At 64.0% G+C, this 22,658-nt stretch carries 17 protein-coding genes and 1 other annotated feature; of the genes, 5 read left to right on the forward strand and 12 right to left on the reverse strand.

What is annotated here, in order from left to right:
* Nucleotides 1-3,219, forward strand: coding sequence for an ExeM/NucH family extracellular endonuclease (locus AB5Y80_RS09290; RefSeq protein WP_368172835.1), 3,219 nt, complete (start codon nt 1-3; stop codon nt 3,217-3,219).
* Between the two features lie 158 nt (nt 3,220-3,377).
* On the opposite strand, the gene AB5Y80_RS09295 is transcribed toward AB5Y80_RS09290, so the two are convergent.
* Nucleotides 3,378-3,917: a glycine zipper 2TM domain-containing protein gene (locus AB5Y80_RS09295; RefSeq protein WP_010674678.1), complete on the reverse strand. Its 540-nt coding sequence runs from the start codon at nt 3,915-3,917 to the stop codon at nt 3,378-3,380.
* Nucleotides 3,918-4,240: 323 nt separating this feature from the next.
* Between AB5Y80_RS09295 and AB5Y80_RS09300 the strand changes: the two genes are divergently transcribed.
* The 3 genes from AB5Y80_RS09300 (at nt 4,241) to AB5Y80_RS09310 (ending at nt 7,139) form a co-directional block, all read left to right on the forward strand.
* On the forward strand, nt 4,241-5,863 hold the full coding sequence (locus AB5Y80_RS09300) for an acyl-CoA synthetase (protein WP_368172836.1): 1,623 nt from the start codon (nt 4,241-4,243) through the stop codon (nt 5,861-5,863).
* Nucleotides 5,864-6,053: 190 nt separating this feature from the next.
* Nucleotides 6,054-6,752, forward strand: a complete 699-nt coding sequence (locus tag AB5Y80_RS09305) for a helix-turn-helix transcriptional regulator (protein WP_368172857.1) — start codon at nt 6,054-6,056, stop codon at nt 6,750-6,752.
* Nucleotides 6,753-6,818: 66 nt separating this feature from the next.
* On the forward strand, nt 6,819-7,139 hold the full coding sequence (locus tag AB5Y80_RS09310) for a hypothetical protein (protein WP_048207631.1): 321 nt from the start codon (nt 6,819-6,821) through the stop codon (nt 7,137-7,139).
* 92 nt (nt 7,140-7,231) lie between these two features.
* Here AB5Y80_RS09310 and hisIE read toward each other — a convergent pair whose 3' ends face one another.
* The 11 genes from hisIE to hisG form a co-directional block, all read right to left on the reverse strand.
* Nucleotides 7,232-7,867: a bifunctional phosphoribosyl-AMP cyclohydrolase/phosphoribosyl-ATP diphosphatase HisIE gene (gene hisIE, locus AB5Y80_RS09315; RefSeq protein ID WP_029314506.1), complete on the reverse strand. Its 636-nt coding sequence runs from the start codon at nt 7,865-7,867 to the stop codon at nt 7,232-7,234.
* Complete coding sequence (gene hisF, locus AB5Y80_RS09320) at nt 7,860-8,633, reverse strand: imidazole glycerol phosphate synthase subunit HisF (RefSeq protein ID WP_226044251.1); 774 nt, start codon at nt 8,631-8,633, stop codon at nt 7,860-7,862. The genes hisIE and hisF overlap by 8 nt, the downstream gene beginning before the upstream one ends.
* A gap of 178 nt (nt 8,634-8,811) precedes the next feature.
* Nucleotides 8,812-12,783 carry a PAS domain S-box protein gene (locus AB5Y80_RS09325; protein ID WP_368172837.1) on the reverse strand — a complete coding sequence of 1,324 codons (3,972 nt, stop codon included), beginning with the start codon at nt 12,781-12,783 and terminating at the stop codon, nt 8,812-8,814.
* The gene (locus AB5Y80_RS09330; RefSeq protein ID WP_279986783.1) at nt 12,780-14,933 is read right to left on the reverse strand and encodes a PAS domain S-box protein; all 2,154 of its coding nucleotides are present in this window, start codon (nt 14,931-14,933) and stop codon (nt 12,780-12,782) included. Before AB5Y80_RS09330 ends, AB5Y80_RS09325 begins: the two co-directional genes overlap by 4 nt.
* The gene (locus tag AB5Y80_RS09335; protein WP_010674688.1) at nt 14,926-16,035 is read right to left on the reverse strand and encodes a two-component system response regulator; all 1,110 of its coding nucleotides are present in this window, start codon (nt 16,033-16,035) and stop codon (nt 14,926-14,928) included. Before AB5Y80_RS09335 ends, AB5Y80_RS09330 begins: the two co-directional genes overlap by 8 nt.
* A 132-nt stretch (nt 16,036-16,167) precedes the next feature.
* The gene (gene hisA / locus AB5Y80_RS09340) at nt 16,168-16,914 is read right to left on the reverse strand and encodes a 1-(5-phosphoribosyl)-5-[(5-phosphoribosylamino)methylideneamino]imidazole-4-carboxamide isomerase (RefSeq protein ID WP_201891077.1); all 747 of its coding nucleotides are present in this window, start codon (nt 16,912-16,914) and stop codon (nt 16,168-16,170) included.
* A 5-nt stretch (nt 16,915-16,919) separates the two neighbouring features.
* The gene (gene hisH / locus AB5Y80_RS09345; protein WP_039039129.1) at nt 16,920-17,543 is read right to left on the reverse strand and encodes an imidazole glycerol phosphate synthase subunit HisH; all 624 of its coding nucleotides are present in this window, start codon (nt 17,541-17,543) and stop codon (nt 16,920-16,922) included.
* Nucleotides 17,543-18,676: a bifunctional histidinol-phosphatase/imidazoleglycerol-phosphate dehydratase HisB gene (gene hisB / locus AB5Y80_RS09350; RefSeq protein WP_254232023.1), complete on the reverse strand. Its 1,134-nt coding sequence runs from the start codon at nt 18,674-18,676 to the stop codon at nt 17,543-17,545. Before hisB ends, hisH begins: the two co-directional genes overlap by 1 nt.
* Nucleotides 18,677-18,695: 19 nt before the next feature.
* A complete protein-coding gene (gene hisC / locus AB5Y80_RS09355) occupies nt 18,696-19,766 on the reverse strand; it encodes a histidinol-phosphate transaminase (protein ID WP_368172838.1) in 1,071 nt (356 codons plus the stop codon).
* Complete coding sequence (gene hisD, locus AB5Y80_RS09360) at nt 19,763-21,088, reverse strand: histidinol dehydrogenase (protein ID WP_041211399.1); 1,326 nt, start codon at nt 21,086-21,088, stop codon at nt 19,763-19,765. Before hisD ends, hisC begins: the two co-directional genes overlap by 4 nt.
* Nucleotides 21,089-21,119: 31 nt before the next feature.
* A complete protein-coding gene (hisG, locus tag AB5Y80_RS09365; protein ID WP_010674694.1) occupies nt 21,120-22,016 on the reverse strand; it encodes an ATP phosphoribosyltransferase in 897 nt (298 codons plus the stop codon).
* Nucleotides 22,017-22,044: 28 nt separating this feature from the next.
* Nucleotides 22,045-22,169: a sequence feature (His leader region), on the reverse strand.
* Nucleotides 22,170-22,359: 190 nt separating this feature from the next.
* Here hisG and AB5Y80_RS09370 point away from each other — a divergent pair.
* A complete protein-coding gene (locus AB5Y80_RS09370) occupies nt 22,360-22,605 on the forward strand; it encodes a hypothetical protein (protein ID WP_010674695.1) in 246 nt (81 codons plus the stop codon).
* Nucleotides 22,606-22,658 lie beyond the last annotated feature (53 nt).

A 22,658-nucleotide genomic window follows, 5' to 3' on the forward strand; every position in this document is an offset into this window, starting at 1 on the left:
ATGTCAGGAAGACACTCTCTGGTGGCGCTGGCCGTCGGGCTGGCGCTCGCTGGACAGGCACAGGCGCAACTGCTCATCACCGAATACCTGGAAGGCTCGGGCAACAACAAGGCGGTGGAGCTGAGCAACCTCGGCTCGGACCCCGTCGATCTCTCCCAATACCGGCTGGCCCTCTACGCCAACGGCAAACCCATCACCGATGCCCCCACCAACAGCCTGGCGCTGCAAGGCACCCTGGCCCCTGGGGCCAGTCTGGTGCTGGCCAACCCCTCTGCCAATGCCGAGATCCTGGCCAAGACGACCCAGACCAGCGGCAACCTGGTGTTCAACGGCGACGATGCCCTGGTGCTCTATCGCGGCAGCGAGATAATCGACAGCGTCGGCCAGGTAGGGGTGGATCCGGGCACGGCCTGGGTGTCGGGGAGCGTCTCGACCCTGGACATGACCCTGCGCCGCAAGGCCACCGTCACCATGGGCCGCACTGATGCGACGTCGCCTTTTGATCCGGCGCAGGAATACGTGGCCGCCCCGAAAGATGACGCCAGTGGCCTGGGTTGCAGTGGCGATGGCCCCTGCGATGGCACCCAGCCGCCCGCCTTCGTCTGCCCGGTGGAGAGCCTGGTGCCGGTGCCCGCCATTCAGGGCCCGGGCAGCAGCAGCCCGCTGGTGCCGGTCGGCAAGTTTGAATCGGAACAGGCTTATGCCACTCGCGGCGTGGTAACCCAGGTAGTGAGCGGCCTCTACAAGGGCTTCTTCATTCAGGACGAGCAGGGGGACGGGGATCCGGCCACCTCCGACGGCCTCTTCGTCTACACCACCAAGGCCAACGCTGCCGTCGTGCCGGGGGCCGAGGTGTGCGTTTCGGGCAAGGTGAAGGAGTATTTCAATCAGACCCAGATCAACGCCGACGAGCTGGTGGTGACCCGGCCCGCTGGGGCAGTGCCGGCGGCAGTGGATCTGGTGCCGGTGGCGGGGGAGAGCCTGAGCCAGCTGCTGGAGCGTCACGAGGGGATGCAGGTGCGGCTGGTGCCGGGCTCCAGCCTGGTGGTGACCCGCAACTTCAGCTTCGATTACGACGGCAAGCGCAACAACCTGGTGCTCTCTTATGGTTCGCCGCTCATCAAGTCGACCCAGAAATTTGCCGCCATGAGCCAGGAGGCGAGCGACTGGGCCCTTCGCAACCAGCAGAACCAGCTGGTGGTGGAGACCGACGCCAAGGCGCCGGATGGTGTGCTGCCCTGGTTCCCCGGCTTCAACGCCGAGGACGGTTACCTTCGCATCGGCGACAAGCTCAACGGGCTGGAGGGGGCCCTTGGTTACTCCTACAACCTGTTCAGGCTGGTGGCCAGCAACCGCATCGACGCGAGCCAGATTGATCACAGTGGCTGGGATCGAGTGGAAACCCCCGAGCTCGCCGAGGCGGGGGATCTGCGGGTCGCGAGCTTCAACGTGCTCAACTTCTTCACCACGGTGGTGGGGGGCGATGCCAACCCCACCGGCAGCAACCGGGGCGCCCTGACGGTGGCGGAGTTCGAGTTGCAGCGCACCAAGATCGTCAGCGCCATCACCCGCCTCAATGCCGACGTGGTGGGGCTGATGGAGATCGAGAACAACGGCTATGGCGACAACTCCGCCATCGCCAATCTGGTGGCGGCCTTGAACGCCGCCCAGCCGGATGAGGCGGATCACTACCGCTGGATTGCCTCGCCGGATGGCAAGCCCATTGGCACCGATGCCATCACGGTGGGGCTCATCTACCGGCCCGCCAAGGTGACCCCGCAAGGGGCCGCCAGCCTTATCGCGTTGCCGGTGCAGCAGGCCGAGGCGGTGGACGCCAGCGGCAAGCCGGTGACCATCAATCAGGGGATGCGCGAGTCACTGGTGCAGCGCTTCAGCTCGCCCAAGGGGGATGCGCCCCTGACCCTGGTGGTCAACCACCTCAAGTCCAAGGGCTCCGCCTGCTTCGAGGATTACCCCGACTACGCCAGCGCCGATCCGCTGGATGGCCAGGGCCACTGCAACGCGCTGCGGGTCTCCGCCGCCAAGGTGCTGGGAGAGAGCCTCAAGGATCTGGCCGGGGATCTGCTGCTCATCGGCGACATGAACGCCTATGGCATGGAAGATCCCATCCGGGTACTGACCGACTATGATCCGGCCGCCCAGGCGCGCCAGATCATGAGCGCCTCCTTCACCACCCTGGCGGGCCAGCCCTTCGAGGAGAGCGGCAGCGCCCTTGGCAAGGGGTATGGCCTTATCAACCTCAACACCCGCTTCCACGGCACCGACACCTACTCCTACAGCTACGAAGGGGAGCTCGGCAACCTGGATCACGCCCTGGCAAACCCGAGCCTCGCAGCCAAGGTGATCGGCATCGAGGATTGGCACATCAACTCCGCCGAGAGCAACTTCTTCGAGTACGGCAGCAAGTACAGCGGCCAGCTGGCGAAATCCGAAGGGCCCTTCAGCGCCTCGGATCACGATCCCGTGCTGGTGGCCATCCAGTATCCGCTGCCGCCCGCCGGGGTATTGAGCCTCGAGCGCGCCGCTGCGAACGTGGAGGAGGGCAACACCCTGGCCTTGAGCGTGGCGCGCCGCGACGGCACCTATGGTGAGGCCAGCGTGAGCTACCGCATTGCCTACGGCAGCGCCGATGCCAACGACGTGGCACCGCTCACCGGCACCCTGCACTGGGCCGCCGGACAGAGCGACAGCCAGACCATCAGCATCCCGGTGAAGAGCGACACCCTGCGCGAAGGGGACGAGACCTTTACCCTGGAGCTGTTTGACCCGAGTGGCGCGACCCTGGGCGAACAGCTCCAGACCCTGGTGACCATCAAGGACAAGCTGGCGCCGTCCACCATCTCGCTGGCGCGCGCCAGCCTGACGGTGAACGAGGGGCAGTGGTTTGCCGAGATCCCGCTGGTGCGCAGCGGCGATCTGAGCAAGCCGGCCCGGGCCCGGGTGGCCCTTGACGGAGTCACGGCGCGCTGGGGGCTGGACTTCCTGCCCTGGTTCGGTCAGTCGGTGAGCTGGGCCGCGGGCGAGGGGGGCAGCAAGTCGGTCAAGGTACTGATCATTGATGACTGGTTTGTCGAGCCCACCGAGCAGTTCAAGGTGAGTCTGGCTGCATTGCAAGGTGGCCAGCCGGGCAACCTACAGGAGACCCGGGTCGACATTCTGGACAACGACAAGTCCTGGTGGCCCTTCGGTCGCCACTGAGGATGATTGAGCAATAAGAAAAGGGGCCTGCGGGCCCCTTTCTTAGTTGGGAAGACGTTTGTTGGGAAGACCTGTTGCAGACAAATTGGGTTGCGAAGATGAAAAAGGCCCACCGTCGTGGTGGGCCTTCCTCATGGCAGGGCGCTCCTAACGGAGTATCAACCCTGCGCGTTGCTCAGTACCAGCTTGCCATCCTTGACCGGAATGGTGGGGCCGGGTTGCTTCTCCATGCGTACCACTCCTTCCTGGCCGGCGAGGCGGTAGGTGACGTCATAGCCGATGGTGCGGGTGCTGCTCTCCTGCACCGTCTTGCAGCGCTGCTCCGTGGTGGTGTAGGTATCACCCGCCTGCATGTTGCCCTGCACCTGATTCCCGGCATAACCCCCTGCCACGGCACCGGCGGCGGTGGCCACCTTCTTGCCGCTGCCACCGCCAAACTGGTGGCCGACCACGCCGCCCAGGGCGGCGCCAACTACGGTACCCAGGATCTTGTGTTCGTCCTGCACCGGCTTGCGGTGGGTCAGGGTGACGTTGCGGCACTCCTGACGCGGCGTCTTGATGGTCTCGGTCACCGGCTTGCTGGCCAGCACCTCGGCAAACTGGGGCTCTGATGAAAACAGGGATCCGCTGGCGACCGCCGACAATGCCAGCGCAGAGGCCACACCGATCCCGACACCTGCCAACATGGATTTGTTCATCACTCTTCTCCTCGTACTCATACCCGTTGAGGGCTTGGGATCATTCTTCGCATTTTGCGCCGCAGGCTCAAGGCAAGGGCCACGGGATCGCGACAGGGGCTGACTGCGCAAAAAGTGACCGCGCAAAAATAGCGTCGGCGATTGGCGACAGGGAGAGCAGGGCCGAGGGCCCCTAAGACGTTTCGCTAATACCTGGGATCTGCCCCCCTTGATACCCTTTCATCCGGTTCCAGCCGGCATCCTGGCCCCGCATCAGGGCGCAATGCCGGTCGTGGTGAACCGCGAGAGTCACCCCGTTTTGTGTCCCTGTGAGGAAGGATCCGATGACAGAGCAGAACATGTACGACGCCGGCCTTGGCAAGACGCCCGCCAATTTCGAGGCGCTGACCCCCTTGAGCTTTCTGGGGCGGGCCGCCCGGGTCTATCCCGACTATCCGGCGCTGATCCACGGGCCCCTTCGCCAGAGCTGGGCCCAGACCGAACGCCGTTGCCGCCAGCTCGCCTCGGCCCTGCGCCGTCGCGGCATTGGCGAGGGGGACACCGTCTCCATCGTTGCCCCCAATGTGCCGGCCATGTTCGAGGCGCACTTCGGGGTACCCATGAGCGGCGCCGTGCTCAACACCATCAATACCCGGCTCGATGCGGACGCCATGGCCTTCATCTTCCAGCACGCCCGGAGCAAGGTGGTGCTGGTGGACCGGGAGTTCGGCGCCGTGGTGCGAAAGGCGCTCTCTCTCATTGACAGCCAGCCCCTGGTGATCGCCATCGACGATCCCCTCTACCGGGAAGGGGAGCTGGTCGGCGAGCTCGACTACGAGGGGTTCATCGCCCTAGGGGACGGGGACGAACCCGGCTGGCTGCCGGCGGACGAGTGGCAGGCCATTTCCCTCAACTACACCTCCGGCACCACGGGGAACCCCAAGGGGGTGGTCTATCACCATCGCGGCGCCCACCTCAATGCGGTCAACAATTCCCTCTCCTGGGAGCTGCCCAAGCACCCCGTCTACCTCTGGACCCTGCCGATGTTCCACTGCAACGGCTGGTGCTTCCCCTGGACCCTGGCGGCCACCGCCGGGGTGAGCGTCTGCCTGCGCCACGTGCAGGCGGCGGCCATCTACGGGGCGCTGCGCGAACACAAGGTGAGCCATTTCTGCGCCGCCCCCATCGTGCTCAATATGCTGAACAATGCCGATCCGGCCCTCAAGCAGGGACTCGACCACCCCGTCAAGGCGATGACGGCGGGGGCAGCGCCACCCGCCACCGTGATCGCCGGCATGGAGGCCATGGGGATCGCCGTGACCCATGTCTATGGCCTCACCGAAACCTATGGCCCCTGCGTGGTGTGCGAGCCGCAAAGACACTGGCAGGGGCAGGATGCCACCACCCTCTCCCGTCTCAAGGCGCGCCAGGGGGTGGCCTCCCCCCTGCAAGGGGAGATGCGGGTCATCAACCCCGTCAGCGGCGAGCCGGTCCCCATGGATGGCAAGACCCTGGGAGAGATAGTGCTGCGGGGCAACATCGTCATGAAGGGCTACCTCAAGAACCCGGCGGCGAGCGAGGAGGCGATGGCACAGGGATGGTTTCGAAGCGGGGATCTCGCGGTCTGGCACCCGGACGGCTATGTGGAGATCAAGGACAGATCCAAGGACATCATCATCTCCGGCGGGGAGAACATCTCCAGCCTGGAGGTGGAGGACGTGCTCTATCGCCACCCCGATGTGGAAGAAGCCGCGGTGATTGCCATGCCGGACGAGACCTGGGGGGAGGTACCCTGCGCCTTCGTCAAGCTCAAGGAGGGGCGCGAGCTCACCCAGGCCGAGCTCATCGCGTTCTGCCGCGAGCAGATGGCCCACTTCAAGGCCCCCAAGCGCATCATCTTCACCCCGCTGCCCAAGACCTCCACCGGCAAGGTGCAAAAATTCATGCTGCGCAAGCAGTTGGCGTGACGACAAAGGCACCGCGCCATCAACGGGCCTGCGGGCCCGTTTTGTGTTGCGCGATGCAAAGAAGCAGGGCCTCGCCGGTAGCGGTCGCCAGCCAACAAGACGTGCCTTTCGAGCCCGTCCCGGCTTACCATGCCTGCCATGTCCCGCGAGCCTGAGGATGCCTGTGAGAAAATCGGACCGACTGTTTCAACTGACCAACCTGCTGCGGGCGCATCAACCCCTGACCGCCCGGGAGCTGGCGACGCGCCTGTGCGTGTCGGAGCGCACCATCTACCGCTATATCGACGATCTCTCTTTGGCGGGCATTCCGGTTTACGGGGAAGCCGGGCTGGGCTATCGGCTGAGCGAGGGGTTCGAAATGGCCCCGTTGCAACTGAGTGCGGCCGAGCTGGAGGCCCTCATCACCGGGGTGAACCTGGTGGCGGTGCTGACGGGCAAGGGGATGGCCGATCCGGCCCGCGCCCTGCTCGCCAAGATTGAGGCGGCCCTGCCCGCCAAGGAGGCTCGGGCACCTCGCGTCCCCGTGGTGCGGGTGCCTGACTATTCCACGGCGCAGCCTGCATACGCTCGCTGGGACAGGTTGCACGACGCCATCACGGCCGGTCACTGGCTGCACATTGGCTACCGGGATGCCAGCGTCAGCAGGACGGAACGTCAGCTCTTTCCCCTCGGGCTCTTCTACTGGGGCGGATGCTGGACGCTCGGCGCCTGGTGTGCGCTGCGCCGGGCCTACCGGGATTTCAGGGTGGATCGTATCGACACCCTGGCGCCGTGCCGTCAGGGGGAAGGGGTGCCCCCTGGCGCGACCCTGGCCGATTACCTTGCCCTGCGCCAGTCGGATGCGTTTCCCCCTGGGCGCAGTGGCGCCGAAAAAGTCATTCAGGACTGACACAAGGCTGTCAGTAGCCCTTCGTTATGCTGGGTTCTCCAGACCATCCACAACGGAGAAAACGGGATGATCATCAAGGGTGACATGCAACAGGCAGGGGGCGTCGAATTTGCCACCTTCAGGCTCAGGGAAGGGGTGACGGAGGCGGATTTGCTCGCCCTGTCACGGCGGGTCGAGTCCGAGTTTCTTGTCCAGCAATCCGGGCTCATCATGCACTGCCTGCTGCGCGGCGCCGACGGCCTCTATGCGGACGTGGTGATGGCCCCCAGCCAGTCGCTGGTGGAAGCCTATTGCCAGCAGTGGCTGCACAACGACGTGGCAGGGGAGTACCTGACCCTGCTTGACCATCACTCGGTCAACATGAGCTTCTGGACCCGTATCGGCTGAGGGCGGCGCGGGGCCTGCCATCCCCCGGCGAGGGGGCAATCATGAAATGAAACGGGCCCACAGGGCCCGTTTTGTTGAACAGAATTCAATAATTACTTGGTGTGGCGCTCATGTAGGCGCTGCACCACATCCTTCAAACCCAAGCCTTCGTTTTGCAGCAGCACGGTCAGGTGGTAGAGCAGGTCAGCGGATTCGTTGATGAGCTCTTCCCTGTCTTTCGCCATGGCGGCCAGGGCCACTTCCACCCCCTCTTCACCCACCTTCTGGGCGATGCGCTTGGTGCCTTTGCCATAGAGGCTGGCGGTGTAGCTGGTGGCGGGATCGGCCCCTTTGCGTGATGCCAGGATCTGTTCGAGCTCGGCCAGGAAGCCGAGCGGCGGCACGGGGTGACCGTCGAAGCAGGAGGGGTTGCCCAGATGGCAGGTGGGGCCGACCGGGTCGGCGGCAATGAGCAGGGAGTCCTGATCACAGTCGGTGGTGATGGCGACGAGCTTGAGCACATGGCCCGAGCTCTCGCCCTTGGTCCACAGGCGCTGCTTGCTGCGGCTGAAGAAGGTGACCTGGCCGGTGGTCTGGGTCTTTTCCAGCGCCTCGCGGGTCATGAAGCCCTGCATCAGCACTTCGCCGCTGAGGGAATGCTGGACGATGGCGGGGATCATGCCCTCACACTTGGCCCAGTCCAGGCGCTCGGCCAGCGGCAATGCATTGTCTACTGCTTGATTATTCACGGATGGCGACTCCTTCGTTTTTCAGCCAGCGTTTCAATTCGGGAATGGGAATGAGGCCCTTGTGGAACACGGAGGCGGCCAGCGCCCCGTCCACGTCGGCCAGGGTAAAGGCATCGCGAAAGTGCGCCATGGCCCCGGCGCCGCCGGAGGCGATGAGGGGCACCTTGCACACGGCGCGCACCAGCTTGAGCTGCTCAAGGTCGTACCCCTGACGCATGCCGTCCTGGTTCATCACGTTGAGCACTATCTCCCCCGCGCCCCGGCGCTGCACTTCCTGTACCCACTCCTGGGTGGTCCAGGTGGTGGTGCGGGTGCGGCTCTCGTCGCCGGTAAACTGTTTGACCTGATATTGACCGAGGGCGGCATCGAAGTAGGAGTCGATACCCACCACCACGCACTGCACGCCGAAGCGCTCGGCGAGCCGGGTGATCAGGGTGGGATCGGCCAGGGCGGGGGAGTTGATGGAGACCTTGTCGGCACCGAATTCCAGGATCTGGCGGGCATCCTCCACGCTCTTGATGCCACCGGCGACGCAGAAGGGGATGTCGATGACTTCCGCCACCCGGCTTACCCAGCTCTTGTCCACTACCCGTTCGTCGCTCGAGGCGGTGATGTCATAGAAGACCAGCTCATCGGCGCCCTCGGCGGCGTAGCGGCGGGCGAGGTCGACAATGCCGCCCATCACCTCGTGGTTGCGAAACTGCACGCCCTTGACCACCACGCCATCTTTGACGTCGAGACAGGGGATAATACGCTTTGACAACATGCTCATTGCTCCATGTAAAGCACGGTTAAAGAAACGTCGTTCTGCCGCCGGCGTTGGCCCGGGCGGCGGACGGGAACAGGGTTGGCATGCCTTGAACGGGGGCCCATGAAGGAAGAAACGACAGGCCCGGCAGGCCGTCTCGTCGCCTCTGGGCACCCCACTATATGCATGACTTTATTCAGTGATTCAACCCTTTGTCGCCCTTCACCTGCCCCGGATGGCAGGCTGGCGCCTCGGGGAGGGGAGCCCGATCGTCCGGGTGGGTCTCGTCCGTTGCCATATGCTGGCGCAGGGTGAGCAGGGCGGCATCAAAATCAAACGCCTTCAGTTGCCTGGTCAGGGTGTCGCTGCGAGACCCCAGCATGAGGCGAAGGGGACCGGCATACTGCTCGTAGAGGGGGATCACGGCGGTGTCGCTTTGCACCAGCAGGGCTTCCATCTGGCCCAGCAGTTGCTGGCGCCACTGATCCCCCAGAGGCACCAGATCGGTGGTCGGGGCGGCGAGATCGTCCCCGAGCAGAGCGCAAAGGGTGGCGATCTCCTCATTGATGGATGACATGAGTCCGGTGGGTTCAGTGTTGCCGTCTGCGATGACCTGCTCCAGGGTCAGGCAGTGGCGCGACAGCTCACGCGCCCCCAGGGTGCTCGCCACGCCGCGCAGGCTGTGGACCATGCGGGTTGCACCGTTGTGCTCCCCGGCCTGCAAGTGGCGGTGCAGTCGGGCCATGTCCTGGCCATGCTCATGGATGAAGTAGCGAAGCAGGGCCAGGTATTTCTCCTGATTGCCGTTGAGGGCCGCCAGCCCCTGGTCGAGATCCAGACCCGGGTGTGCCTGCAGGCGGGCAAGGGGGCCTGTCACGGGATGGCGAGTGCTGTCGTCCGGGGCAAGCTCGGGGACTTTGCCCTGGGGCAACCAGCGCTGCAGGGCTTCAAACAGCTTGGCGGGGGTGACGGGCTTGGCAATGAAATCGTTCATGCCGGCCGATGCGCTCGCCTTTCTGTCCTCCTCGAAGGCGCTGGCGGTGAGCGCCAGGATGGGCAGCCTGTCCATGCCGGGCAGGGCCCGGATGGCGCGGGTGGCGCTGTAGCCATCCATCACCGGCATCTGTATGTCCATCAGGATGAGGTCGAAGGGATGCTGGCTGACGAGGGTCAGGGCCTCCTGGCCGTTGACAGCCGTCTCGATGACGAGGCCGCTGTGGCACAGGAGCTCGAGCACCACTTCCCGGTTGATGGCGTTGTCTTCCACCAGCAGGACTCGAGCGTGGCGAGGGAAGCTCAAGGCCTGTTCGTTCCCCTGCTCGGACGGGGTCCGGGAAGGGGCGTCCTCCTTTGCCTTGAACAGCCTGGCGGTAAACCAGAAGCAGCTTCCCTGGCCAGGCTCGCTGGTGACTCCGACCTCCCCCCCCATCAGGGCGGCGATCCGGCTGGTGATTGCAAGGCCAAGGCCAGTGCCGCCATATCTGCGAGTGGTGGAGACATCCGCCTGTTCGAACGCCTGGAACAGCTTCTCGCGCTGCGCAGGGGTGATGCCGATGCCGGTGTCTTCCACCTCGAAGCGCAGCAGGTAGCCGGTGGTGAGGGGGCGGGCCAGCCTGACGCGCAGGGTGACGGTTCCCTGCTCGGTGAACTTGATGGCGTTGGTCGCATAGTTGAGCAGGGCCTGGCGCAGGCGGGTGATGTCACCGTGCACCCAGGCGGGGGTATCGCCGATGTCCGTCACTATGGTGAGCCCCTTGGCCCTGGCCTGGTCGCTCATCAGGGTGCGGACGTTGTCCAGCATGGCGGTGAGGGAGAAATCGGTCAGATCCAGCGTCATCTTGCCCGCATCGATCTTGGAGAGATCCAGGATGTCGTTGAGGATGCTGAGCAGGTGCTGGGCGGCAGTGTCTATCTTGGTCAGCCGTTCGAGGTCGGTGGGATCCCGGGTGTCGCGCTTGAGCAGATAGGTGAGCCCCAGGATGGCGTTCATCGGGGTGCGGATCTCGTGGCTCATGTTGGCAAGGAAGGCGCTCTTGGCGTGGTTGGCGCTTTCGGCCCGCTGGTGGGCCTGGGCCAGCTGCCGGGTGCGCTCGTTGACCATCTCCTCCAGGTGGTAGCGATACTGGTCCAGCTCCTCGCCGAGCTGCTTCTTCTCGGTGATGTCGGCCTGGACCGTGACGTAGTGGGTGATTTCACCGCTCTCCTGGCGGATCGGCGACACCGTGGCCAGCACCTGGTAGTGGGAGCCATCCTTGCGCTGGTTGATGAATTCGCCATGCCAGCGCTGGCCGTGGTTGATGGCATCCCACAGGGCGACATAGCTGGCATCCGGGGTGAGGCCAGAGCGCAGCAGGGACGGGGTCCGGCCTATCACTTCGTGCTGCTGGTAACCGCTGGCGGCGAGGAAGGCGGGGTTGACGTACTCGATGCGCGCCCGGGTATCGGTGATGAAGACGCCGTCAGGGCTCTGTTCGAGGGCCAGGGACAACTGGCGCAACTGCTGCTCGGCCAGCTTGCTCTGGGTGATGTCCAGATGGATGCCAAGGAGGCGAACGGGCCGCTGCTGGGCGTCCCGATAGACGCTCCCTTTGCTCACCAGCCAGCGGATGCCGCCATCTGGCAGCAGGATCCTGAACTCCAGCTCGACGGGGGCGCCGCTGACCGCCCGCTCCGCCAGCAACTGCTCGATGCGGGGCCTGTCATCCGGATGCAGGCAGGCTTGCCAGGCGGCCAGCTCGCCGAGCGCCTCGGCACTGCGGCCATAGAGGCGGGCGCATTCCGGCGAGAAGAAGAGGCGGTTGCTGACCATGTCCCATTCCCAGATGCCGACATGGGCTCCTTCCTGGGCCATCAGCAGGCGCTGTTCGCTCTCGCGCAGGGCGCTGCTGACGGTTTCGGCGCGCACCCGTGCACTGATGGCGTCGTCCATCAGGTTCAGGGCTGCGAGGCGAGCACGACGCTGGGTATCGAGCGCCATCTGCTGATTGTGTTGCAGGCGCTGCTCCGCGAGCTTGCGCTCCGTGATGTCCTGCACGGTGCCGTAGAGCTCGAGTATGGTGCCATCCCTGTCCCTGAGCGCCGCCCCACGGGCAATGACCCAGGCGGTCTCCCCCTGCTCCGTGATCACTTCGGCATCGCACTCGTAGGGCTGCCCGTCCAGCCTGCAGCGCTCGACGGCCTGGGCCACCGTGTGCCACCCCTCCTGGGTGAAGTATTTTCTGACCTCGGGATAGACGGCGGGGGGGAGGGCCGGATCCCGGCCATAGATGCGATAGATCTCCGGTGACCAGAAGTGGCTGTCATCGGCCACGCGCCAGCGCCAGTTCCCTATCTTGGCGAGGCGCTGGGACTCGCGCAGTATGGCTTCGTTGCGGCGCAGCGCCTCCTCGGTCTCCTTGTTCTGCCGGTTGTCCTCGATGATGGAGATGAAGTAGTCGGGATTGCCCTCGGCGTCGCGCACCAGGGCCACCGTCAGGGTGGTCCAGATGATCTCGCCCCCCTTGTGCAGGTAGCGCTTCTCCAGGGTGTAGTGGGGGATGGTCCCCGCCAGCACCCGGGCCACATGGGCCTCATCGAGGTAGAGATCGTCCGGGTGGGTCAACTGCTGGAACGTCATCCCGGTGAGCTCGTCGGCCCGGTAGCCCAGGATGTGGCACAGTCGCTGATTGACACGCAGCCAGTGTCCATCGGGGGAGACCAGGGCGATGCCGACCGCCGCCTGTTCGAAGGTGACCTGGAAGCGGTTCTCGCTCTGCTGCAACTGGTTCTGGGTGTTCATCAGCTCCTGCCAGCGCAGGACCTCTCTGGCCCGGGCGCGATGAAAGGCGGCACTGAGCACGCTGATGAGCAGACCGTTGGCGATGAGCAGGCACCATTGCACCAGATCCTGGCCAGCCTCGACACTCAGTGAAAAAATGGGGGGGAGCATGAAATAGCTGGTGACCAGGGCGGTGATCAGGGTGCAGAGCAGACCTGGCAACAAGCCCCCCAACAGGGCGCAGACGATGATGGGCAGCATGAAGAGAACCAGCAACGGTCGCTCGCCAAAGGCGATGGGCAGCTGGACCCGGATTTGCAACATCAGAACGGGCAGCAGCACGGCCAGCAGGGAGATCCCCCAGCGCTGGGTGGAGGGGCGCACATGCCACAGGGGTGACCAGCTCATCATGGGAGATCCTCCGGTGGCATGGGGGCCTGGGGATAGGGGGGCGGCACTCCGAGCTGACGGGAGAGCCCGTTGATCTGGTGCTTGAGGGCCAGCATGGCGAGCTCCCTGTCTACCATCACCTTGTTGAACCGCTCCAGCTCATGGTTCTGCTGGCGCAGCTCGCTGGCCTGGCGGGTCAGGGCCTGTTCAACCTGCTCCCGTTCGGTGACATCGAGCAGAATGCCGATGATGGCGGGCTGGCCGAGGTAGTCGACGCGCCGCCCGTACAGCTCGACCTCCAGGGATTCCCCGTGCTGATGCAGGGCACTGAAGCGGGTGTGGATATCGCGCGCGTCCTGCTCGCACGCGTGCACCAGCTCGGCGACCCTGGTGCTGTCCTTGGGAGCAGCAAGGGCGTGTAACTGGCCAACGGCGATCAGCGCCCCCGGGGTGTCATAGCCAAACAGTCGGGCAAAACAGGGGTTGATGTAGCAGAGCCGACCCTGCTGGATGATGTAGATCCCGGCAAGGGATTGCTCCACCAGTGCACGGAACAGCCCCTCCCGCTCTCGCAAGTCGGCCTCGGCCCGTTTGAAGTCCGTGATGTCCCGAGAGATGCCGAAGATCCCGATCACCTGCCCCTCGCTGTCTTGCAAGGGTCCTTTGGTTGCGAGAAACACATGCTCGCCATCGGGCAGGGTCAGGTACTCCTCCTCGGTCTGCACCCGGTTGCGCTCTATGACCTGGCGCCCGGAAGCCATCAGCATCTGCGCCTGCTGCGGCGGGAAGAGCGTCAGATCATCCTGGCCCAGCACCTCGTCAACCGGCTTGCCGACAAACTGGCTGGCGGCCCGGTTGAAGAGGATGTATCTGCCCTCCTTGTTCTTGGCGAAGATGGCGTCTTCCGAGCTGTCGGCAATGGCGGAGAGCAGTTGCAACGCCTCCAGCCGCTGGGACTGGGAGTGCTGGAGCTGTTCGGCCATCTGCAGCCGGGTGTGCTGGCGCAGCAGGATGATGCCGGCGTTGGTGACAAAGAGCACCAGCAGGCCGATGAGACCGATCCAGACGCTCTCCTTGAAGGTGGCCTGGTAGAGTTCCGCCTTGTCGATCTTGGCCAGCAGGTACCAGTCCGTGTTCATGACCGGATAGACAACCCCGAAGACCTCGCTACCCCGGTAATCCTGGCCATAGAGTACCTGGGGCGTGCCGCGTTCGGCGAGCCGCAAATACTGGGCTGCCAGCAGGGTGGGGTGGGTGACGGGATAGTGCAGGGTGAGAGCCGGTTCCGGGCGATAGCGCAGGCTACTCAGATAGTGGACCTGATCCCCCTGCTGGCGAAACAGAATGGCTTCTCCGCTGCTGTCTGGGACGGGCCAGGCCCCCAGGATCTGATCGAGCCAGCGATTTGCGCTTATCTGCATCACCAGCACGGGGGCAGGTCCTGCAGCGACCTCCAGATTGACCAGAAAGTCCAGCCTGGCGTGACCGCGATCATCGAGATAGGGACCAAGACGCATGACGTTGCCCTGCTCGAGCCGTGGCAGGGCGTCACGCAACGTGGCATTCATGGTGTCGCCACCCGGGGTATGCCACAGGGGTTGCCCGGCAGGATTGAACACGGCCGCACCGTGAAATCCGCGTACCGAGATGAATTCGAGCAGCCTTGCCAGTGGTGGCGTGATCGCTTCGGGTGAGGATGGTGCTTGTCCGGGACGATAGAAATCAGTACTGCCCAGACCCTTTATGAGCTGGTGAATATCCTCCTCGTGGGTACCGAGCCACTCGGTGACGCGCTGGCTCTTGAGATCGGCGATGGCTTCGAGACGAGCCACCTCCTTGTTGCGTGCCAGTTCGATGTTGCGGGCGATGGCCATGGCGGTCAGGGCCAGAATGAGCCCGTTGAGCAACAGGAAGGGGATCCATTGACGCCGCGTAAAGACAGGTGTGCTGCCGGTGGTGTCAATGCGACGACGCAGCATGGCATAGAGCATGAGGGCCGTGATGAGGATAAAGAGCCAGCCCTTGATGGTGCTTGCCATGGCGAACTGGGCAGGGGTGCTGAACAGCCACTCCACCGCCTTGTCGGAGAGCAGGATCCACAGGCTTGCCACGGCGGCATAGGTGAGCACGACGTTGAGCACATGTGCCCGGGTCAGAGGAGCCTCAGCCATCCACGGCCTCGCTGCCATCCTGGTAGCGTTCGGCAATGGTGACGAATGCGTCGAAATGGCGATCGAAGGCGGTCACGACATCGGGATCGAAATGGTGGCCGCTGCCGGAGAGGATGAGGGCGCGCGCCTCGTCGTAGCTCATGGCCGGCTTGTAGACCCTGGCGCAGATGAGGGCGTCAAACACGTCTGCCAGCGCCATCAGGCGAGCCGAGAGGGGGATGGCGTCCCCTTGCAAGCCGTCCGGGTAGCCGCTGCCATCCCACTTCTCGTGGTGCCAGTGGGCGATCTCCTTGGCCAGGGTGAGGAAGGCCAGGGGCTGCTCCATGTCCTGTTCGGCCTCCTCGATGGCATCGCTGCCGAGCTTGGCGTGGGTGCGCATGATCTGCCACTCCTCCGGGGTCAGCTTGCCCGGTTTGAGCAGGATGTGGTCGGGAATGCCCACCTTGCCGATATCATGAAGCGGTGCGGAGCGGCTCAGCAGGTCGATGTAACCCGGGGTCAGGGTATCGGCGAAACGGGGGTGATCAGCCAGGGCGCTCGCCAGCAGACGCACATAGCCCTGGGTGCGCAGGATATGGTTGCCGGTTTCGGGGTCGCGGATCTCCGCCAGGTGGGCGAGTGCGCGGATGGAGACCTGCTGGATCAGGTCGTTTTCCGCCATTCGCCGCGCGACCTCGGCTTCCAGCGCCGCATTCTGGTTTTGCAGGCCGTCACGGGCCTGCTTGGCCTCCAGCTGGGTACGTACCCGGGCCTGAACGACCACCGGCTTGATGGGCTTGGTGATGTAATCGGCGGCGCCGAGAGAGAGGCCGAACTCCTCGCTCTGGGGGTCGGCGAGGGCGGTGAGCAGAACGACGGGAATACGGCTGCTGATCGGGGACTGACGCAATTGCCTGAGCACTTCATAGCCATCCATGCCGGGCATCATCACATCCAGCAGGATGAGGTCAGGCTTTGGATCCGCGCTGACGATGCGCAGGCATTTTTCCCCGCTCTGCGCAGCCAGTACGCGGTAATGAGGCGAAAGCAATTCGGTCAGTACCATCAGATTTTCGGGTGAGTCGTCGACGATCAGGATGGTGGCGTTGTGAGGTGTCAACATATGTCTTCCATGACGCTATCCCTGTGAGGTCGAGTATAGAGCCAATTGCTGCCAAATCATAAGGTTCGCCCCCATCGGGGAGAAAGAGGCCTGCCCGGATGGGCAGGCTGTCTGATGCCGGAAAGGGGCGCGTCACGTAGCGCGGCCGTCACCCCAGCAGCGAATGGCTTCTGCCACGTCAAACTTGCCCTCCAGCAGGGCACGGCCGAGGATGATCCCCTTGACGCCGGTTCCCTTGAGCGCCTCGATATCCGCCAGACCGCCGATACCGCCGGAGGCCTGGAAGCCGACGCTCGGGTAGCGGGCACAGAGATCTCGGTAGAGTTCGACGTTGGTGCCCGCCAGGGTACCGTCCCGGCTGATGTCGGTGCAGAGCACGTGTCTGAGTCCGGCAGGGAGGAAGCGCTCGATCAGCGCCTCGATGGAGATGCCGCTGTTCTCCTGCCAGCCAGCCACTGCGATGTGGCGGTTGCCCTGTTCATCGATGTTGACATCCAGGGCCAGCACGATGCGCTCGGGGCCATATTTCTCCATCCAGCTGGCCACCAGATCCGGGGATTTGACGGCGGTGGAACCGATCACCACCCGGCTGGCGCCGGCCGCCAGCAAGTCGGCCACGTCCTGTTCGCTGCGCACGCCGCCGCCGACCTGCACCGGTGCCTCGGTGGCGGACAGCAGCTGGGCGATGAGGGCCAACTGGCGGGCCTTGGCATCCTTAGCGCCGTCCAGATCCACCAGGTGCAGCTGCGCCGCCCCCTGGCTGACATAGTCATCGAAGCGGGCCTGCGGGTTGTCGCTGTAGGCGGTTTTCTGGCCGTAGTCGCCTTGATAGAGGCGCACGACCTGACCGTTGATGAGGTCGATTGCGGGAATAATCATGCCTGTCATAGCTCCAGAAAGTTTTGCAGTAGGCGGGCACCGGCCGGGCCGGATCGCTCCGGGTGGAATTGGGCGCCAAAGAAGTTGTCCCGCCCGACGATGGCGGTAAAGGGCAGGCCGTAGTCGCAGGTCGCCAGGGTCGCGTCGGTCACCTCCAGCGCATAGGAGTGGACAAAGTAGAAGTAGCTGCCGCTGGGAATGCCTTTGAGTAGCGGGTGGGTCTCGTCGTGCTCAATCTGGTTCCAGCCCATGTGGGGCAGGCGCAGGTTGCCTACCTCCATCAGGCGGATCCTGCCAGGCACGATGCCGAGGCAGTCGATGAGCGCTCCTTCGCTGCCATCGGCGCTCATGTTCTCTTCCGAGGCCTGTGCCAGCATCTGCATGCCGAGGCAAAAACCGAGCAGCGGCTGCTTGGCGGCGCGAATGAGGGGCACCAGTTCCCGCTCATTGAGGTTCTTCATGGCGGCGATGGCGGTGCCGACGCCGGGCAGGATCAGCTTGTCCGCCTGCTCGATGTCGGCGGCCTTGCAGCTCACCCTGGGCTGCACGCCGAGGCGCTCGAACGCCATGCGCACCGAGGCGAGGTTCGCGCAGCCGGTGTCGATGATGACCAGGTTCTGTTTCCCCATCACAGCACCCCCTTGCTGGAGGGAAGCTCGCTCCCTTCCACGCGAATGGCCTGGCGCAGGGCGCGGCCAAAGCCTTTGAACAGCGCCTCCACCTGGTGGTGGGTGTTGCCGCTGCCCACCTTCATCTGCAAGGTGATGGCCATGGCGTCAGAGAGGGAGCGGAAGAAGTGGGGCACCATCTCGGTGGCCATCTCTCCCACGCTGTCGCGACCAAAGCCGCTCGGGCAGTCGAACACGAAGTAGGGGCGGCCGCTCAGATCCAGCGCCGTGGCCACATCCAGCTCGGTCAGCGAGGTGTTGTCAGCCTCCTGGCGGGGACGCCCGTCGATCACCGCCTGCACCTCGTCCATCGCCAGCACGAAGCCGAAGCGGCCGATGCCGCGCTTGTTGCCAAGGGCCTGGCGCAGGGCTTGACCCAGCGCCAATCCCACATCTTCCACCGTGTGGTGATCGTCGATGTGCAGATCGCCGCTCACTTTGAGCTTGAGGCGAAAGCCCGCGTGGGTCGCTATCTGATCCAGCATGTGATCGAAGAAGCCGATGCCGGTGGCGATCTGGTTGCCACCGCTCTTGTCGAGATCCACCGCCACCTGGATGCGGGTCTCCTTGGTGTAGCGCTCCACCTCGGCCACGCGCCCCTTGGAGAGCAGCTGATCACGAATGGCAGTCCAGCCGTGATCTTGCGGGTGGTAGCGTATGCCGCGGATGCCCATGTTCTCGGCAAGCTGGATGTCGGTCTGTCTGTCGCCAATCACGAAGGAGTTGGCAAAGTCGATGCGGCCCGAGGCGAGATACTCCTTCACCAGCCCAAGGTGAGGCTTGCGGCAGCTGCAACCGTCGGTGGGGAAGTGGGGGCAGATCAGCACTTGCTCCCAGGTGACACCCTGGGATTCGAAGAGGTGCATCATCAGGTCGTGGGGCGGCTGGAAGTTTTCAAGGGGCAGGCTGGCGGTGCCGAGCCCATCCTGGTTGGTCACCATCACCAGCACGTAGCCGGCGGCCTGGAGCTCACGCAGCACAGGTATCACCATGGGCTCGAAGTGCAGCTTCGCAAGGCTGTCCACCTGCTTGTCGGTGACCGGCTCCTCGATCAGGGTGCCGTCACGGTCGATAAACAAAAACGGGGTTTTCATCGCTACATCCTTGCTTGTCTTACAGAGAGGGTGGGGGCAGGTCACGCAATACCGCCAGCACGGCGTCCATTTCGCCCTGATAGCCGATGGTGATGCGGATGCTGTTGTCAAGGCCTGGCTTGCTGGAGAAATCACGCAAGATGATGCCGGCGGCCTTCATGGTGGCGAACACGGCGGCGCCATCTTTGAAGCGCACCAGCACGAAGTTGCCCTTGTCCTCGAACACTTCCTTGACGCAGGACAGACGAAGCAGCTCCGCCTTGATGAGCGCCTTTTGCTTGTTGAGTTCCTGCACCCGCTCCTGCATCAGTTCCAGCCCCATGGGAGAGAGCGCCTGGGCGGCAATCTGGGCGATGGGGTCGGGAATGGGGTAGGGCGCGATCACCTTGGCCAGCATGGCAATCACCTCGGGATCCCCCAGGGTAAAGCCGCAGCGGATCCCCGCCAGGGCGAAGGCCTTGGAGAGGGTGCGGGTCACCACCAGGTTCGGGTATTGGGCGAGCAGGTCCACCACGGAGGCCTCCGGGCAGAACTCGATGTAGGCCTCGTCCACGACGATGATGGCGCGGTCCCGGGCCTTCTCCAGCAGGGCGACGAGTCCCTTGCGGCCCACCAGATCCCCGGTGGGATTGTTGGGGGAGCAGAGGAACACCAGCTTCACGTCAGAGAGGCGATCGGCGATGGCGGGCCAGTCCGGCTGACGGCTGGCGGTCAATGGCTGCTCGACAATCCCCACGCCACAGGTCTCGGCGCTGATGGCGTACATGCCGTAGGTGGGGGGGCAGATGAGGATCTGATCTTCCCCTGCCTCGCAGAAGGTGCGGATCAAGAGCTCGATGGCCTCGTCGGCACCGCGGCTTACCAGCACCTGATCCGGATTGACCCCGGCGTAGGCGGCATAGCCATTCACCACCTCGGCCGGCTGGCACTCGGGATAGCGGTTGAGGCGGCTCCCCTCGACGGTGAAGGGATAGGCCAGGGGGGCCTCGTTGGCATTGAGCCAGACGTGGCCCTTGCCGCCGATGCGGCGAGCGGACTGGTAGGGTGTGAGAGCCCGCACGACGCGACGGGCCAGATTGACGATGCTCATGACAAATCCTTCTGCTGTGCTGTTTGTTGGGGCTCGGCGGCCAGGGCGTTCAACCTGAGGGTGACGGCATGCTTGTGGGCATCGAGTCCCTCGGCCTGGGCGATGCGCTGGACAATGGGGCCAAGGCCGCGAATGCCGTCTGCAGTGAGCTCTTGAACCGTGTAGCGGCGCTGATAGTCGGCAAGCCCCAGGCTCGAGCAGGTGCGGGCATAGCCGTAGGTGGGCAGGGTGTGGTTGGTGCCGCTGGCGTAATCACCGACCGACTCCGGTGTCCATGCCCCGAGGAAGATGGAGCCCGCGTTCTCGAGCTTGTCCAGCAGATCCCGGGGTGCCCGGGTCTGCACAATCAGGTGCTCGGGGGCATAGGCGTTGGAGATGGCGCAGGCCTCCTCCAGGTTGTCGCAGAGGATCACCAGGCTTGCCTTCAGGGCTTGCTCGGCGATGTCGCGGCGGCTGAGGTCGGCGAGTTGCGCCTGGATCTCGCTGCCGATGGCATCGGCCAGGGAAGCGGAGGTGGTCACCAGCACCACCTGGCTGTCGGGGCCGTGCTCGGCCTGGGAGAGCAGATCCGATGCCACGAAGGCCGGGTTGGCGCTCTCGTCTGCGATCACCAGCACCTCGGAGGGGCCGGCGGGCATGTCGATGGCGGCGCCCCGCCAGTCACGGGAAACCTGCCCCTTGGCTTCGGTCACATAGGCGTTGCCCGGGCCGAAGATCTTGTCCACCTTGGGGATGGTCTGCGTGCCATAGGCCATGGCCGCGATGGCCTGGGCGCCGCCGATAGCGAACACCTGGCGAACGCCACAGGCGCGGGCGGCAAACAGGATCTCGTCGCTCGCCGGAGACGGGGTGCAGAGCACCACTTCACGACAACCGGCCAGACTTGCCGGAATGGCCAGCATCATCACGGTGGAGGGGAGCGGCGCGCTGCCTCCCGGGACATAGAGGCCGACCCGGCTGATGGGTTGGGTGCGCAGCTCGCACAGTACCCCGGGCTGGGTCTCGACGCGCACGACGGGCTGCACCTGGGCGGCGTGGAAGGTACGAATATTGGCGATGGCGGCCTCGATGGCACCCTTGATGTCATCACCGAGTCGAGCGCAGGCGGCATCCACTTCCGCGTCGCTCACCCGAAGCTGTTCGCGGGGCGCGCGTTCGAAACGCTGGCTCAGCTCGCGCAGGGCCTCATCGCCCCGGCTGCGTACCGCAGCAATGATGTCTCGCACCACGGTACCGATGTCGGCTTCGTCGCCAAGGGCGGGCCGGGTCAGGACCTCGGCTTGCCGGGCGGGGGAGAGGGTCTTCCAGATCAGGGTCTGCATGATGTGTCTTCCTTATTCCATCTCTCTCGGCTTATTCCATCATCTTTTCAATGGGCAGCACCAGGATGGAGCTGGCACCCAGGGCCTTGAGCTGTTCCATGGTCTCCCAGAACAGGGTTTCGCTGGAGACGACGTGCAGGGCCACCTGGTTGGTGTCACCGGCGAGCTGCATGATGGTGGGACGCTCCGCCCCCGGCAGCAGATCGGTGATGGCATCGAGCTTGTCTTTGGGGGCGTGCAGCATGATGTATTTGCTTTCGCGCGCCTGCTGCATCCCCTGGATGCGGGGCAGCAGCTTGTCGATGAGTTTCTGCTTGGCATCGTTCAGGGGGTTGGGGGCCTGCACTAGGACGGCCTTGGAACGGTAGATCACCTCGACCTCTTTCAGGCCGTTGGCTTCCAGAGTTGCGCCGGTGGAGACCAGATCGCAGATGGCATCGGCCAGACCCGCGCGGGGGGCCACTTCCACCGAGCCGCCCAGCATCACGCTCTTGAAGCCCAGGCCCTTCTCGTCGAAGAAGCGCTTGAGCAGACCGGGGTAGGAGGTGGCGATGCGCTTGCCAGCAAGGCTCTCGGGTCCTGTGTAGTTGACATCGTCCGGCACCGCCAGAGAGAGGCGGCAGCCGCCGAAGTCGAGCTGCTTGAGGGTCTTCACCGCAAAGGGCTGCCCCTGGGCTGCGCGGATGAGCTGCACCTCTTCGAGAACGTTCTCGCCGATGATGCCAAGATCGACCACCCCTTCCATCACCAGACCCGGGATGTCGTCATCACGCACTCGCAGAATGTCGATGGGCATGTTCTCGACATGGGCGATGAGGCGCTGTTCCCGCAGGTTGATCTTGAGGCCGCAGCTCTTGAAGAGGGCCTGGGAATCCTGGCTCAGACGACCGGATTTTTGCATGGCGATGCGCAGACGTTGTGTTTCCATTGCTCGATTTCCTTCTAGTCAAAAACGAAAAAACCCTCGGAAGTATGTGCTTCCGAGGGTTCATGAATCTTGCGGTCCTTTTGGAAGTCACCAGTTAAGTGTCTTCCAGCAGTCAACCTCCTGAAAGACTATTCGGGATGATGATGGTGATGATGAGTCTTCAGGTTGGTGAACTTCATGATGTAATCAATCCTTTACAAATCAGATGCCGTTGTTGACGCCCGATTTAAACTACCTGCCTTGACAGAAAATGCAACCGAAAAATGTGATCAGGACGATTAAAGTTGAGAAAACGGTTTTCTGGTCGATAACTAGACAATGAGATGCCAAAGGAGGCGACATCATGCCCAGCCAGGACCTGTTATTTCCCATCCTGCCCCGCGCACCCTCGACACCGAGCCCGGATGACATCAAGCGGGAGGTGACCCAGATCAGCCAGAAACATCAGCTGCGCAAGATAGGCACCGACAATGGCGGCGGTGGCCAGCATCACCAGCAGAGAGAGCAGCCGCCAAAGCCTGATCAACCAGCGGTGCAGGATGATGATCACAAACCGGATCCGGACCACCGGATTGATCTCTTCGTCTGAACGCATTATCAGTCCCGCTTTTTCCGCGCTTTTGGCATAATGCCCGCTTTTGC

Origin of the sequence: Aeromonas sp. R2-1, assembly GCF_040908425.1 — a bacterium.
GTDB lineage: Bacteria > Pseudomonadota > Gammaproteobacteria > Enterobacterales > Aeromonadaceae > Aeromonas > Aeromonas caviae.